General features: G+C 67.7%; 15 protein-coding genes. All 15 read right to left on the bottom strand.

The window, feature by feature from the left end; translation table 11 throughout:
• Window positions 1-25 precede the first annotated feature (25 nt).
• Window positions 26-685, bottom strand: a complete 660-nt coding sequence (locus ACCD06_RS33795; protein WP_413346800.1) for an HK97 family phage prohead protease — start codon at window positions 683-685, stop codon at window positions 26-28.
• A complete protein-coding gene (locus tag ACCD06_RS33790) occupies window positions 672-1,910 on the bottom strand; it encodes a phage portal protein (RefSeq protein WP_413346798.1) in 1,239 nt (412 codons plus the stop codon). The genes ACCD06_RS33795 and ACCD06_RS33790 overlap by 14 nt, the downstream gene beginning before the upstream one ends.
• A 5-nt stretch (window positions 1,911-1,915) precedes the next feature.
• Window positions 1,916-3,586, bottom strand: a complete 1,671-nt coding sequence (locus ACCD06_RS33785; protein ID WP_413346796.1) for a terminase large subunit — start codon at window positions 3,584-3,586, stop codon at window positions 1,916-1,918.
• A gap of 1 nt (window position 3,587) precedes the next feature.
• Window positions 3,588-4,148: a phage terminase small subunit P27 family gene (locus ACCD06_RS33780; protein WP_413346794.1), complete on the bottom strand. Its 561-nt coding sequence runs from the start codon at window positions 4,146-4,148 to the stop codon at window positions 3,588-3,590.
• Window positions 4,149-4,242: 94 nt separating this feature from the next.
• Window positions 4,243-4,611 (bottom strand): HNH endonuclease, encoded by a 369-nt coding sequence (locus tag ACCD06_RS33775; RefSeq protein ID WP_413346792.1) that lies wholly within the window; start codon window positions 4,609-4,611, stop codon window positions 4,243-4,245.
• A gap of 151 nt (window positions 4,612-4,762) precedes the next feature.
• Window positions 4,763-5,344 carry a hypothetical protein gene (locus ACCD06_RS33770; RefSeq protein ID WP_413346790.1) on the bottom strand — a complete coding sequence of 194 codons (582 nt, stop codon included), beginning with the start codon at window positions 5,342-5,344 and terminating at the stop codon, window positions 4,763-4,765.
• Between the two features lie 281 nt (window positions 5,345-5,625).
• Window positions 5,626-7,272: a phage/plasmid primase, P4 family gene (locus ACCD06_RS33765; RefSeq protein WP_413346788.1), complete on the bottom strand. Its 1,647-nt coding sequence runs from the start codon at window positions 7,270-7,272 to the stop codon at window positions 5,626-5,628.
• 84 nt (window positions 7,273-7,356) lie between these two features.
• A complete protein-coding gene (locus tag ACCD06_RS33760; RefSeq protein ID WP_413346786.1) occupies window positions 7,357-7,998 on the bottom strand; it encodes an MT-A70 family methyltransferase in 642 nt (213 codons plus the stop codon).
• 62 nt (window positions 7,999-8,060) lie between these two features.
• Window positions 8,061-8,330 (bottom strand): hypothetical protein, encoded by a 270-nt coding sequence (locus ACCD06_RS33755; protein ID WP_413346784.1) that lies wholly within the window; start codon window positions 8,328-8,330, stop codon window positions 8,061-8,063.
• Window positions 8,323-10,035, bottom strand: a complete 1,713-nt coding sequence (locus ACCD06_RS33750; RefSeq protein WP_413346782.1) for a bifunctional DNA primase/polymerase — start codon at window positions 10,033-10,035, stop codon at window positions 8,323-8,325. The genes ACCD06_RS33755 and ACCD06_RS33750 overlap by 8 nt, the downstream gene beginning before the upstream one ends.
• Complete coding sequence (locus tag ACCD06_RS33745; protein WP_413346780.1) at window positions 10,032-10,433, bottom strand: hypothetical protein; 402 nt, start codon at window positions 10,431-10,433, stop codon at window positions 10,032-10,034. Before ACCD06_RS33745 ends, ACCD06_RS33750 begins: the two co-directional genes overlap by 4 nt.
• A complete protein-coding gene (locus tag ACCD06_RS33740; RefSeq protein WP_413346778.1) occupies window positions 10,430-10,852 on the bottom strand; it encodes a hypothetical protein in 423 nt (140 codons plus the stop codon). Before ACCD06_RS33740 ends, ACCD06_RS33745 begins: the two co-directional genes overlap by 4 nt.
• Complete coding sequence (locus ACCD06_RS33735) at window positions 10,852-11,988, bottom strand: phage Gp37/Gp68 family protein (RefSeq protein ID WP_413346776.1); 1,137 nt, start codon at window positions 11,986-11,988, stop codon at window positions 10,852-10,854. Before ACCD06_RS33735 ends, ACCD06_RS33740 begins: the two co-directional genes overlap by 1 nt.
• Window positions 11,989-11,992: 4 nt before the next feature.
• Complete coding sequence (locus ACCD06_RS33730; protein ID WP_413346774.1) at window positions 11,993-12,613, bottom strand: hypothetical protein; 621 nt, start codon at window positions 12,611-12,613, stop codon at window positions 11,993-11,995.
• Window positions 12,614-12,617: 4 nt separating this feature from the next.
• Window positions 12,618-13,211: a hypothetical protein gene (locus tag ACCD06_RS33725; RefSeq protein ID WP_413346772.1), complete on the bottom strand. Its 594-nt coding sequence runs from the start codon at window positions 13,209-13,211 to the stop codon at window positions 12,618-12,620.
• Window positions 13,212-13,214: the final 3 nt, after the last annotated feature.

Here is a 13,214-nt window from a genome sequence, read left to right as displayed (position 1 = left end):
AATCCCCTTTGTGTGGAATGGATGGTCAGCGGCCCAGCAAGGCCTGAAGGAACGCGGTCGAATCATCACCCGCCGCAGCTTCAGGCTCCCCCCGAAGAAGCGGCGATGCCTTGCTGGCAATGGCCGTGGCAAGGCTCTTCGAAAAGCCGCCTGCCTCCCGCAGGAACTCTTCGAACTCTCGGACGGTCGGCAGCGCGCCGGCCTCCAGAATGGACTTCACGCTGGTCACCCGCGCCTGGACGTTCATCGGCATGGTGACCAGCGAGACTTCGCGGAGGTCCAGCTTCTTCAGCCGGTACACCCCACGGCGCTTCTCGTCTTCGGCGATGCCGCCGGCCGGGATGCGGTAGCCGATGGACAGGCCACCCAGCGCCTTGGCCTTCAGCAGGCCGTGGGCACGCTTCGCCAGCGGGTCCGCATCGATCAGCAGACTGCCCTTCACCCACAGGCCTTTGGTGTCCTCGCTGATGTCGTCCCAGACGCCAATCGGCTCGTCCTGCTTGTGCTGCCACAGCATCGGGATGGCGCGACCATCGGCCTTCGCCTTCACCAGCCCTTCGATGAAGGCGCCCGGCTCGACCACGTCGCCGCCTTGGTCGACGTTGCCGAAGGTCGAGGCGTAGCCCTCGAAGGTGCCTTCGTCGCCAACGGCCTTGGTCTCCAAAGCGAAATCAAGCGTCTTCATGGTCGCTCTCCAGAGGCGGCCCGCCGTTGTGGCCGATGCCGGCGGATTGGGTGATCGGGATGTTCTGGGCCTGCATGCGCGGCACGTCCCCGCCCGGCACGGGCGGCAGGTTCTCCAGCGCCCGCACCTCGTTGATCGTCATCACGCCCGCGTCGAGCATGGTCTTGTAGAAGGCCGCGCGTGCGGCGCTGTCGCCGCGCAGCAGACCTTCCAGGTTGAACTCGACAGTGATGCCGGCCGCCCGGTCCTGCGGGCTGAGAAGCTGTTTGGCGATGGCCTGTTCGATGCGCTTCAGCCGGCGGCGCAGGGTGAACTTCTGGAAGGCCAGCGTCTGCTGTTCCAGGCCGGTGCCCCAGCTCGTCGCCTTCTCCGTCCGCCCCACCATGTGCGGCGGAACGCCGAAGAAGCGGCACACCTCTTCGACGGAGAAGCTGCGCGACTCCAGCATCTGCGCGTCTTCGGGATTGATGGACACCGGCTCCAGCTTGGCCCCGCCCTCGCTGATGAAGGGCTTTCCGGTGTTCATCGCCCCGACATACTTATCCACCAGCACGGTTTCGGCGATGGAGCGCTGTTCAGAGGTCAGGAACTTATCGAATGCGATGGCGACGGACGGACGCATGCCGTTGGCGAACATCTTACCGGCAGCCCGGTCGATGGCCGAAGCCAGCCCAAAGGCATGGCGGCCGAACGCCAGCGTCGACATGCCGCCCAGCGGGTCGCCGCCGAAACCGCGAATGTGCAGCATGTCCGGCTGCATCACTTCGAAGGCCTTGCCCTGCTCCGACCAGCGGTAACGCAGCACACCGGACGACAGGCGGTCGACCCGCACGCCGTCCGGCTTGGCCGGGGTCAGCGCGATCACCCGGTCGCCGGACCGCTCGATGCGGGCATAGGCGTTGCCCCACAGCTCCAGCCCGGCAACGCTGTACTCCCAGAAGTCGCCCGCCGTCTGATCGGCATTCGGGCTGTCGTGCAGCACCCGGTACAGCGGATGGTCCTTGGCGACCGTCCGCACGCCCTGGGGTGTGGTGCGATAGACCATCAGCGGCAGCGATGCGATGGTGCCGGCCAGCAGATTGACACACGCCCAGGCCGTCGACAGTGCAAGCGCGCTTTCGGCGGTGACCGGTTCGCCCGCGTGGCTGGTGCCGCCGTCCCGCTTCCACCCCGTGGGGTCAGTGAGGGATAGGGAGCGGATGACGAAGCCAACCGCTTTGCGCAACAGGTTCATCCCGCCCTCGCCAAGCTCGCGAAATAGTCGTCCAGGCCGCCGTCCTCTTCGGACGGAGCCATGGCGCGACCGATTGCCATGATCAGCGCGACGATGCCGTCGATGCGCTTCGGGGTGCCCTTGCGGTTCGGTTTGACCGGGGCGATGTTGTCGCGACCGTCGTCGTCAAATGCGACGCAGGTCGCCATCCAGCGGGCGACCGGGTTGCTGCCGTGGTTGAGGTCACCGGTCAGGATCAGCCGTTCCAGTTCCTTCGACGGAGCCGACATGCTGGCGAAGCCTTGGCCGAACGGCACCATGACGACGCCGTCGTTGCCGAGCTGCGTCGTGATCTGGGACGAGTTCCAGCGGTCGATGGCGACTTCCTTCAGGTCCACCATCTCCGTGATCGGCGTCCAGTTCTTCAGCCGCTCCGCCGCCTCGCCCTTTCCGGTGATCTCCGCCCGGATGACGTCGTAATCGACCGCGTTGCCTTCGGTACCGCATATCCAGCCTTCGGCGATCCACTTGTCGAAGGCGACCCGGTCGCGCTTGATGCGGTCCGCCAGAGCCTTGCTCGACGGCACCGGCAGCCAGAAGCGCCACCACGCGTCATAGCCCGGCCCGTCCAGGCGGGGCGAAATGAGCGCCAGGGCGCTCAGGTCGGTGGTGGTTGAGAGGTCAAGGCCGCCCCAGCAGCGGCGGCCCGCCAGATCGGCCAGCGACACCGGCCGGATGCGGCAGGCGTCCCACTGCTCCATGTCCAGGCCGGTGGTGACGACGTTGTCGACCCACAGGTTCAGATGGAAGCGCTTGAACTCGGCTTCCTTGCGCGGCTTGCCCTTGGCCTTCTCGCACTCGGAAGCCAGGAAGTCCGGCTTGGGCGAGACGCCATAGCCGGGGTTGGCCTTCGCCCAGGTCTCCGGAGCCGTCCAATCATCGGCCGGATCGGCGGCGAAGATCACCGGCAGGAAGGTCGGATCGATGATGTCGCCCTTCTGGATGGCGACGGCGCGTTCATGGACTTCCCAGCCATAGCCGATGCCCGCCAGCCCGGCCGTGGTGGTGTACACCTCCAACGGCTGGCGGCGGGCGGCAGCGCCCTTGTGAACGACGTCCTGAAGCTCGCCGGACGGCCATTCGTGAATTTCGTCATAGATGCCGCCGGAGGGTGAGAAGCCGTGCTTGCTGCCGGGCTTCGCCGACAGCGGCTTGAAGCTGGCGGCCAGCTCCGCGCAATAGAGCGAGGTCTTGTACACCTCGACGGCGTCGCGCAGTTCCTCCGACAGGCCGACTATGGTGCCGGCCTTGTTGAACACGATCTTGGCTTGGTCCTTGTCGACCGCCGCCGAATAGACCTGTCCGCCGAACTCGCCGTCGCCGATCAGCATCAGCAGCGACAGGCCGGCGGCGAACTCGGTCTTCCCGTTCTTGCGCGGCACCTCAAGGTAGACTTCGCGGATCAGCCGGGTTCCGTCCGCCCGTTTCCAGCCGAAGACGGTGCGCACCAGCTCCGCCTGCCACGGGCTGAGATGGAACGGCTTGCCCCACCACTCCGCCTCAGTGTGGCGCAGATAGGTGGGGAAGAAGGCCACCGCCGCTTCGGCCGCTACATGGTCGAACCACGCGCCAAAGCGTTCCCCCCCGCGAGGCATCGGGGGAGGCGGCAGGGTCTGCAACTCGGTCACGTCAGTTCAGGCGCGAGCGGTTCAGAAGGCCAACGGGGGACGGTGGCGGAGAGGCGGCAGGCGCATCGGGGGCAGCCGCGCCCGGCTGCTGGTCATCACCGAACAGCCCCGGCTGGGGTGCCGGCGGCGGAGCCATCGCCAGCCGCTGGAGAAGCTGCTGGCGGGCCATCGGCGACAAACCGAAGCGGTCTTCCAGCGATTCCATCCGGGCTTCCAGCCGGTCCCTGACCATGAAGGCCGGGCGGATGCGCTCCATGGTGCCGTGGGCGCTTGCGGTGACGTAGGTTTCACCGTTCCTGCGCAGATCCTTGGTCAGTTCCACCCAGCGGGCCAGATGCTCACAATAGCGCGCGAAGGCCCCGAAATCGGTGGAGCGCAACAGCTTCATGCGGCCCAGCTCGGGTGCGAGGTCTTCCCAGATGCGGCGGGCCGCAACCGGCAGCGTCTTCGGCGCCGTCGACTTCAGGCCCGGAAGATCGTTGGCAGCAGACGACAGCGGACGGCGGCCAGGATTGCCCTGGGCCTCGCGCACCTCTGCCGGCTTAGGTTTACGGCCCTTCATCGCCCAACCCCCTGCCACAAAAAAAGTTTTCCCAATTTCGCGCGCTGTTCCATTTGCTTAAGGCACCGGTCCGTGGGGCGAAAGGCCCCAAGGATCAGACCCCCCCCACCCGCCGGAGGGACCGGCCGGGGGCCGGCTGCCCGACGCGGGCCGCCGCCCGCTCCGCCGCCTGTTTCGGCCCGTCGTGGCAGGGCTTGCACAGGCTCTGGGTGTTCTCGCGGCTGAAGAACAGCGCGCGGTCACCATGGTGCGGCGTGACGTGGTCGACCACTGTCGCCGCGACGGTCAAGCCGTGCTCCGCACACATGCGGCACAGCGGCTCGACCGACAGCCGCCACGCCCGGATGTCCAGCCACGACTTGACCTTGTACCAGCCGCGCCACGGCTGCGCTTCCTGACGGGCGCGGTCGTGGCGGGCGCGGTCTTCCGCAGCGTGGGCATCGCAGAACCGGCCATCGGTCAAACGACCGCAGCCGGGACGGGCGCAGGGTTTCTTTGGCTTCCAGGGCATGATGGGATGGGTCGAAACGCAGTGCGCCCGGCAGGAGAGTTACTCCGGCCGGGCGCACTACCTCAATCTAGCGGGGAGGCTAACAGAAAACCGCCCATGTCCGTCAAGAGGGATTTTCCAGAACAGCGAGACCGAATGTTGCGGCGTAGCTCGCCAGCACCTTCAGCACCGCGTCGCGGGTCCGGTCTTCCCGCACGCCCAAGCGCTTGTCCAGCGCGGCCGGTGACGCTTCACCGGTCAGCACCTTGACCGTGACGATGTCGAGATACAGCGCGTCATGCCGCCCGCGCAGCACGCCAGCCTTACCCGCTGCCCGCACCAACGCGCGCCACTCCGCGACCCGCCGCGCCGGAGCCGACAGCGACCATGACACCGTGCCGCCGGACGGAGCCAGCGGCGGACTGGTACGGTTGCCGCCATCGACCACCAGCCGCGACGGATCAATCGCCCGCAGCCCGGACGCGGTCCCGATCTCGGTCGCCAGCCCGCGCCCGATGTCCACCGCCGCCGCGAGCTGCGACACGTCCATCCGCCCGCGGGCGTACATCAGCGCCACCCAGCCCCGGCCGCACACCAGCCCAGGCACCGCCGGGTCGCCCCGCTTCGGCAGGTCGCGCAGCCGACCGGTGACCAGTCCGTCACCGTCATCCTCGCCCCTGCCCGGTATCACCGCTCCGCCATCCATGCCCGAATGCTCCCTATTGCTCCCCGCCCGGCGGGAATGCTCCCTCTCTGAACCCCTTGGAAACTCTCACTTTAGGGAGGATAGGGAGGATAGGGAGCAATGTTCGGAGGTCTGCCATACGCGCCCGCACGCACCCGCGCACACACGCACGCACATATGTGAGACCCCCGAAAATCGCTCCCTTCGCTCCCTATGCTCCCTAAACCCAGCATTTCCGCGCCTTTCCCCAAGGTAGCCATGCCCGCGATTGCTCCCTCTGGGGTCGATTGCTCCCTGTCCCGTCAGAATTCGGGGGGCGGGGCCTCGACGTTCTGGGGCAGCCCGTCCAGCAGGCACAGCCCCACATACTCATTCACGCCGCAACTCTTGACTGTGCGGAAGCCGCGATCCTTCATTTTTCGTCCGAACCCGTTTTGTTTGAGAGGTTCTTGCGCATTTCTTTCGCACCACTTGGTGTAGGCTTCGTACAGCGCCGTGGCCGTGACGCGCCGCCCCTGCAAGGCCGCCGTCTCCGCCTCAAGGAAGTCGCCCAGGGGGTCCTGATCGCGCCGGTACTCTTCCACCGCCGCCATGATCTTCTCAGGCGGGTCCAGCCCCTCTTCCAGCCACAGCCACAGCCCGTCCAGCAGCCAGTTCAAGACCCCGTCCTTCTCCGCGACCAGCTTGTCGAGGATGTGCGGGTCGCGCTCGTCCGGGGTGATGAAGACTTCGAACGGCACCAGGATCACGCGGCGCCAGATGCCCACGTCCTGCCCGCGGATGATCGGCCGATGGTTGGTGACCATGATCGGCGTGAACTCGGGCCGAAACTCGAATGGGTCCTTGTTGAGCTTGCGCGTCTCCATCGGTTCGCCGCCGGTCACCTCCTTGACCAGACCCTCCGACAGGGCCTCGCCCTTGTCCGGCTCGTTCATCAGCACCAGCCGCACGCCTGGAAGCTTGGCGATGGACGGCTTCGGCCCATCCGCCTTCTTCTCCTTCCCGTCGAGGAAGACGCCCACCGGGATGGTGGCGGCATAGTCGCCAAAAATCTTACGGATCAGGTCCACCAGCTTCGACTTGCCGTTCTTGCCGGTGCCGTAGAAGATGACAAATATCTGTTCGGACGTGTCACCGGTCAGACAGTATCCGAGAAGCTTCTGCACGAACTTCCGCACTTCGTCATCCGGCAGGATGCGCTTGATGAACCGGTCGAACTGCGGCGCACTCGCCTGTGGGTTGAAGGCCGCACCGGCAAGCCGGGTGATCAGGTTCGTCTTGCGGAAGCCGCCCAGGTGCATCTGGTCGCGGCTTTCCGGCTTCTGGCGCAGGTCCAGCGTGCCGTTGTCCACGGTCAGCAGCCACGGGTGCGCGTCCATCGCCCGCATCGGCTTCGACAGGTAGGGCTTGGCCTGTTCCAGCGCGCCCTTCACCTTCGGGGTGTCGCCGCTCTTGACGGCGAACTGTTCGAACGCCTTCAGGCCGCGTTCCCAGTCCTTGATGCGCTCCAGCCGCAGCTTGCCCTGGACGTTCGGATCAGTCTCTTCGGTCTCGGTCGGAGGGGCCGGCGGCGGTCCAAGGTCCCGCAACTCCTTCACCTCGTCCCGCAGCTTCTCCACCATCCGGTGGCACAGCTTCGTGGCCGCCGCCTCGCCCAGTTCGTAGCCGAAGCGCTTTCCGTCCCAGACCGCCCAGCCGTTCTGGTCGACGAAGACAAGGTCGCGGCCGAACCGCTGAATCAGCCGCTCCCCGTTGCCCTTGTCTGACTTATCGTAAGTTGCAAGCTCTCGGTCGGGCGGCGGTTCCCCGTCGTCATCGTCGGGCGGCTGGGCGACACCGCTGCCACCCGTGCCGACATTGACCACGACAGCGCCGTCGATCTGCTGTCGCAGGTCTGCCAGCGTGTCGGGCAGGTCCGCCGGCACGATCTTGGAACCGTCATCGGGCATCGCGCACCTGAAAGCCTCTGGCACGCCCATCGGGCGCCCAATTCTGGAGGGGGGCGGGGGGAGGCGCGGAGGGGTGCTGGTGGGTCATGAACCCACCTCCCCGGCGTCCACCGTGAACTTGTCCGTCTGGTCTCCCCAGACATCGAAGCCCGGCCAGGATTGGCGGGCGAACAGCTCGCACGCGGGGCCGCTGGGGATCAGCCGACGCGCCATGGCGTATTGCTCATCAGGCTTCCGGCTATGCTCGCGCGTCACTGCGTCCAGAGCTTCGCCGCCGTCCAGCAGGATGCCGCGTTCCGACGTGCAGCCCGGCCCATAGGGCGGGTCTCCGATGGCCCATAGGGTGACGTGCTCGGTCGAAACCCGGACGACATAGCCGGGGCCGAAGGCCAGCTTGCCGGAGGGGGTTCGCTTAACCCAGGGGAAGCCGGTGACGTACCGGAAGCCCCACGCCTCCCCCACGGCGATGGCCTGGGGGAGCATCGCCCAGGTGCCCCACATCCACAGCAGGCAGCCACGCGGGTTGGCGAGCTGCTGCACCGGCAGGGCCTTGATGGCGTCCACCGGCATGCAGGGGTAGTGCGCCACCGGGTTCTTGCCCTCGCCCTTGGCGGAGCGGTTCCAGAAGCGCCACGGCGGGTCCGCCATGATCAAGCTGTAGGCCGCTGGCGCGAGGTTGCCCCAGCGCCACGACGCGGGCTTGCCCGACAGCGAGGACGCCCGCAAGGGAGCATCACCACCAATCGCCGGAAGATCGAACAGGAGGGGGGCGGGGGAGGTGGCCTTGGTCACGCGGCAGCCCTCTTTCGGTCTTGGTCGAATTTCGCCGCGACCTGTTCGGCGGCAGCCACCCGCCGGGCGATGCCCGCTGCGAAGGTCTCGGAATCGGCGATCAGCACGACCAGCAGGTCGAAGGCATCCGACCACAGGGCGGTGCAGTCGCTTTGGCGCTCACGGTGCCCCAGCAGCCGGCGACACCAGCGGTAGACGTCCGGCGCGCGGCGCGCGGTCGTGGTCATGTAGCGGAAGGCCAGCAGGCGCGCGGCGGCGTCATCCATGGCCGCCCCCATTCCGCGCCCGCTTGGTGAAGCGCACCGTCACCCGGCCATCGCCACCCAGCGCCCGCGCCACCCGGCCGCGCAGCTCGTCCGACGCGGCATCCGCGCCGATCACGATCACGTCCCGCACCGTCTCCGGCAGCGCCATGTGCAGCAGCGCCGACACCGGCCCGCCGATCCACACCGGCACGCCCGGATAGGCGTTGCGGGTCTGAAGCCCGATCACGGCCCCGGTGGTGAGGTGCAGCCGCTCGCCTGAAACCTTGCCCAGGCGCACCGCCGCGCCCTGCCAAGCGCCGATCAGACGGCGGGGAGACAGCACCTCCCCCGTGCTGGGATCGGCGATGGTCGCCATGCGGCTGCCGTCCGGCGACAGGAAGGTCGCCAGCACGGCGCGCACCTCCGGCTTGCCATCCCGGTCGGGCCATCGCGCCATGCCGGCCAGCAGGGCGGGCCACCGGCCGATGCACACCGGCTCCGCCCCGTCCGGGCCATGCAGATATTCAACCTCCCCGAAGCCGAACCACGGCCCGGCGGTCGCCGGGTCCACCCCGTTGGCCGCGAGGAAGACGGCGGCGGGGGTGTCGGTCAGCGACGCGGCGCGGGCATTCCACACCGCCCGGCCGGCGGCCATCTGCACGCCCACAGCGGCAGGCGACGGAGCGCTGCCACGGCGGCGACGCTGGGGCTGATAGCGGCGCTGCTGCTGTGCCGGAGGTTCGGGCACGTCGCGCGGGTGGTTCCGGCCGGCGGCGATGCCGCCGTCGATGATCTTTTCCAGATGGGCCGGGTCCCACCCGCCTTTGCGCGGGTCGATGCTCCATTGCAGAGCTGCCGCCATCAGGTGCTGACGCACCAAATCTTCCGGCAGGGCGTTGGTCGCGACCAGCCCGCCCAGCTTGAAGGCGGCTTCGTTCAGCGCGTTGTTCTGGTTGCCCGGCCCGGTCTGGCGGACGGTCTTCACCTCGTCATCCAGCGCGGCGCGGGCATAGGCGGAGATGCGTTCGGTCTTGGTCGAAGGTGCGCGGGTGGCAGCCTTCGGCACCGGCTGGCCGATGCGCTTGGCGAGGAATGCCGGCAGCTCGCGCCCATCAAGGCGCAGGCGCAACCAGTCGAGGTCTTCCGGCTCCGCCATCAGCAGTCGGATCACCCATTCCGGTGCGGGCGCGACGGGGGTGGAGTCCGGGCTGCCGATCCAGGCATACCGCCCGCCGTTCGGGTGAATCGACGGGGCGGCGAGGATGTACCCACCGGTCGACCGGGTGTCGAGACCCGGCCCCAGGCGCGACCGCGCGCTGTTCTTGACCGGGCGGCCCGGCCAGCGGAACAGCCAGTGCCGTCCACCGCTGGGGGTGTTCTGCCCCAGCGTTTCCGGCAGCGGCTCCCCGAACAGTCCTTCGAGGATCTGCAACGTCTCGAAGCCGTTCTCCGCCGGCTTGTCGCCGTCCGCTTCCTTGATGTCGGCATCCAGCACCCAGAAGCCGGACTGTTCACCGGCCGCCAGCCCGACGTTTGCCTTCGGCCAGCGTTTCCAGAATTGCCGGACCCACCATTGGCCCGTGGCCGCCTGATGCACGCCGTTTTCGAAGAATCCTTCTTCCTTGCAGGGCACTTTGGATCGGGCGGAGCAAGGGAACACCGCCCAGCCGCGGGCGGCATAGGCCGCCGCCGCCTCGAACAGTTCCGGTCCGGCAACTTCGGTCATGGCCGAACCTCCCCGGACGTCAGATCGTGGACATGCGCCCACAGACAGGCATCGGCGATGGACAGGGCCAGCGACCACAGGCGATCCGCCGTGTAAACCTCCCCGCCGCGCCGCCAATGCGGCCTGATCGTCGCCCAGCCGCCCGCCGCGGTCTCCAGGCAGAAGCCCTCCGGCACCATCACCAGCGCGGCGCCGACCAGGGTGATGGGCGGCAGCAGGCCGGCAGCGGCGTCGCCGATCTGCCGTCGCAGGCCTGCATGATGATCGGGACTGAGGCTGATCCGGCCGCCCGCGCGCAGGCACAGGATAGCGGAGTGCAGCGCCTCGCATTCCGTGCGCAGGCTGGTGGCGTCCTGGGCCAGCCGCCGCAGGTCGCCCAGATAGGACGCGCTGGTCATGGCCGTGGCTCCCAGCGGATCAGGACGCCGCGGAACTCCAGCAGGTCCGGATGGGCGTCGGCCCAGAAGCCGCAGAGGTCAGCCCAGTCGCTGAAGCCGTCATAATGGGCGAACTGGTTCAGGCCGGGCGTGTCGGTGACGATCTGCGCAAGGCCGCCATCCTCCCCGCCGACGATCACCGAAGGCTGGCGACCCAGAAGGAGAGTGACGGGAACGCAGGCCGTGCAGATCGCGCGGCCCAACAGGCGACAGGACATGGTCCGCATGCCGACATAGAGCTGAAGCTCTTCACCCGGCCGGGCATGGCGCTTGCGCGGCGCCCGAATGGTCTGGCGCTTCATCCCCGGCAGCAGCGGGCCGGGTTCCAGGCCGGCGATGATGCGGTCGGCGAACCGCTTGTTGAAGCTGTAGGCGACCATCACGCCACCTCCGGGACTTCGTCCCAGGTCCGGCCATCCAACACCCGGCCGGCGGCTTTCTTACCGACGCGCGTCAGGACGGCGCGTGCGCCGAACATGGCGAACTGGCGCGGGTATTGATCGACCTGAAGGAAGCGGGTTGGCTCAGTCTCGTAATCGCCGAAAGCAAAGCGGCCAGCGGTCCCGGCGGGGTACGAACCGCCCGGCTCCCATTCGCCCCACTGCTTGAAGAAGAACGGGCGGCCCGCGGAGGTGCATTGTTCTTGCAACTCGCGTACCCACCGACGGCTGATCGGTCGTGCGTTAGGCCCGCTCTCGCCGCCGCAGATCACCCAATCCAGTGGCGGGAGCCGCAGGGACTGTGCACCCGTGAGCGCGTTCAATATGAAGCGGGCGCGGGTCAGACTGGGGTCGTAGAGGAACGTCGCTTCGCACTCGCCCAGATTGATGCGCATCAGGTCGACCGGGCCGAGCATCGGTTCCACCGACAGGAAGCGCCGGGCGGATGGGCAGAGCATCAGTTCAGCCACCCGTTCATCAGCTGCCGCCTGATCCTCGACGGTCGCCCCGGTCCACACGTTGGGGAGCGGCCAGTTCGGCAGCACGTCATCATCCCCAGGCCCATAGGCCTCGGCCAGTTCGCGAGCCCGGCCCGGCAACAGGCTGAATATGTCGGCATGGAACGCGACGCGGCGCGGCGTCTCCGGATCGGTCAGGTAACGCCGCATCCGATCCGGCCGCTTGGTCAGCAGCAAGAAGGTGTGATGCCGGCACAACGCCATCATGGCGAACACCTGATCTATCCAGTCCTGATCAACACGGGCATGGAACAGGTCCGACATGTCGCAGACGAAGTAGACCCGGCTCTTCCTGGCTTTGATGGCCGCGATCAACGCAGCCGGCACCCAGCGCAGGGTGCCGTTGAAGCGAGGCGTGCCGTTCGGGTCCAGATCGGTCAGGCCCGCATAGACGCCGTTCCCCTTGTGGCCGAAGCGATGGGCGATGCCGGCGGCGTAGCAGTTCCGGCAGGCTTCGCTGAGACGGCTGCATCCCCGGATCGGGTTGAGGCTGGCCGGGATGGCGTTGAGTTGCCGCGCGAGCGCGACCACCCATTCGATGGTGCAATGGTCTCCCATGGCGTCAGCCCTCCTTCCGGTCGCTGGCGCGGGCGATTTCAGCGATGCGACGTTCGCACTGCGCGATAGTCCGGGCCGGGGCGAAGGCCAGCCGCTCCCGCCAGGAGTCGGACCACACCGGCTTCAGCCCGCGAGCGAACAGCGCGCCATAGGTGCGCGGGCGGATGGCTTGCAGCAGATCGGGATTGGTGCAGAAGAGCCGGAAGATTTCGGCAAACCACTCGCCATCGTCCGGGCAATAGTTCGTTATCTTCGCTTCGCCGGTCTCGCGCCGCAGCTCCGCGCCGAAATCGGACCGGTAGCGGTCGACCACCTTGCCGAACAGGACGTCGACATGATGGCCCAGTTCATGAGCCATCACGCCGTACGGGGTCCGGTCGATCACATAGCCGGGGTAGGACCAAGCCTGCCCAGCGACACCGACAGCGGCACAGCGGGGCACGCAAATGTTGATCGCGGTGGGGCGATAGTAGGCACAGGCGTCGAAGCGCCAGACGCTGCTGTCATGGCGAACGATAGACGGCGGGTCGATGGCATTCAGGTCGCAGAATCGGGCCACCAGTTGCGCGCCCGTGGCCGCCAGATCGTCCTTGCAGGGATGGGGGTGAGGCTTGGTGACAGCCATGGGGTCAGCCCTCCGCCCGCTCGCCCGCCCGCAGGCGGTAGGACACGGCGGCGATGCCGAACACGCATCCGCGCACGGCATCGTCCATCGGCTTCGTCGGCTGCCAATCCTCCGGCTCCAGCGGCCAGGAGTCGGACGGCTGGCCGGGCGGGAAATCGTCCCGGCGGTGATAGCCGGCATGGGAGAGGTATTCACCGCCGGCCGAGTCCAGCGTGCCGGGCGACAGCTCGTCATCGGCCGCCGCGCCGTCGTCCACCGCCTTCCGGGCCGCGGCCAGCTCGCGCACCACGATGGACAGCGCCTCGATATCCGACCCCGTCAGCCCCTCCGGCAGCATCAGAACCGGCCGGCTTTGCACCTTCGGCAGCCCCGGCAGCGACCGGACACCGATCCCCGAAACCCAGGTGTGACCCTGCGGGTCCAGCTCCGGCTTGTAGCCATGACGGGACAGGCTCCGGCCGAAATTGGCCCTCGTCAGAGGACGCAGGCGCTTGCTGTCGCAGAACAAGGAATAGGCGTTGAACAGATCGCGGACACGAACGGAGGCTTCGCGTCCCTCGCATGCACTGCGGAGGAACGCGTTCAACGTGGCGGACATGGG

The sequence above is a fragment of the Azospirillum sp. CT11-132 genome, from assembly GCF_047302835.1.
GTDB lineage: Bacteria > Pseudomonadota > Alphaproteobacteria > Azospirillales > Azospirillaceae > Azospirillum.
The sequence above is the reverse complement of the archived record's forward strand: the minus strand, read 5'-3'. Positions and strand labels throughout refer to the sequence as shown.

Coding starts and splice junctions, on each gene's coding strand:
- ACCD06_RS33795 (WP_413346800.1), bottom strand. CDS start 685: ATGAAGACGCTTGATTTCGCTTTGGAGACCAAGGCCGTTGGCGACGAA.
- ACCD06_RS33780 (WP_413346794.1), bottom strand. CDS start 4,148: ATGAAGGGCCGTAAACCTAAGCCGGCAGAGGTGCGCGAGGCCCAGGGC.
- ACCD06_RS33770 (WP_413346790.1), bottom strand. CDS start 5,344: ATGGATGGCGGAGCGGTGATACCGGGCAGGGGCGAGGATGACGGTGAC.
- ACCD06_RS33765 (WP_413346788.1), bottom strand. CDS start 7,272: ATGCCCGATGACGGTTCCAAGATCGTGCCGGCGGACCTGCCCGACACG.
- ACCD06_RS33755 (WP_413346784.1), bottom strand. CDS start 8,330: ATGGATGACGCCGCCGCGCGCCTGCTGGCCTTCCGCTACATGACCACG.
- ACCD06_RS33750 (WP_413346782.1), bottom strand. CDS start 10,035: ATGACCGAAGTTGCCGGACCGGAACTGTTCGAGGCGGCGGCGGCCTAT.
- ACCD06_RS33745 (WP_413346780.1), bottom strand. CDS start 10,433: ATGACCAGCGCGTCCTATCTGGGCGACCTGCGGCGGCTGGCCCAGGAC.
- ACCD06_RS33740 (WP_413346778.1), bottom strand. CDS start 10,852: ATGGTCGCCTACAGCTTCAACAAGCGGTTCGCCGACCGCATCATCGCC.
- ACCD06_RS33735 (WP_413346776.1), bottom strand. CDS start 11,988: ATGGGAGACCATTGCACCATCGAATGGGTGGTCGCGCTCGCGCGGCAA.
- ACCD06_RS33730 (WP_413346774.1), bottom strand. CDS start 12,613: ATGGCTGTCACCAAGCCTCACCCCCATCCCTGCAAGGACGATCTGGCG.
- ACCD06_RS33725 (WP_413346772.1), bottom strand. CDS start 13,211: ATGTCCGCCACGTTGAACGCGTTCCTCCGCAGTGCATGCGAGGGACGC.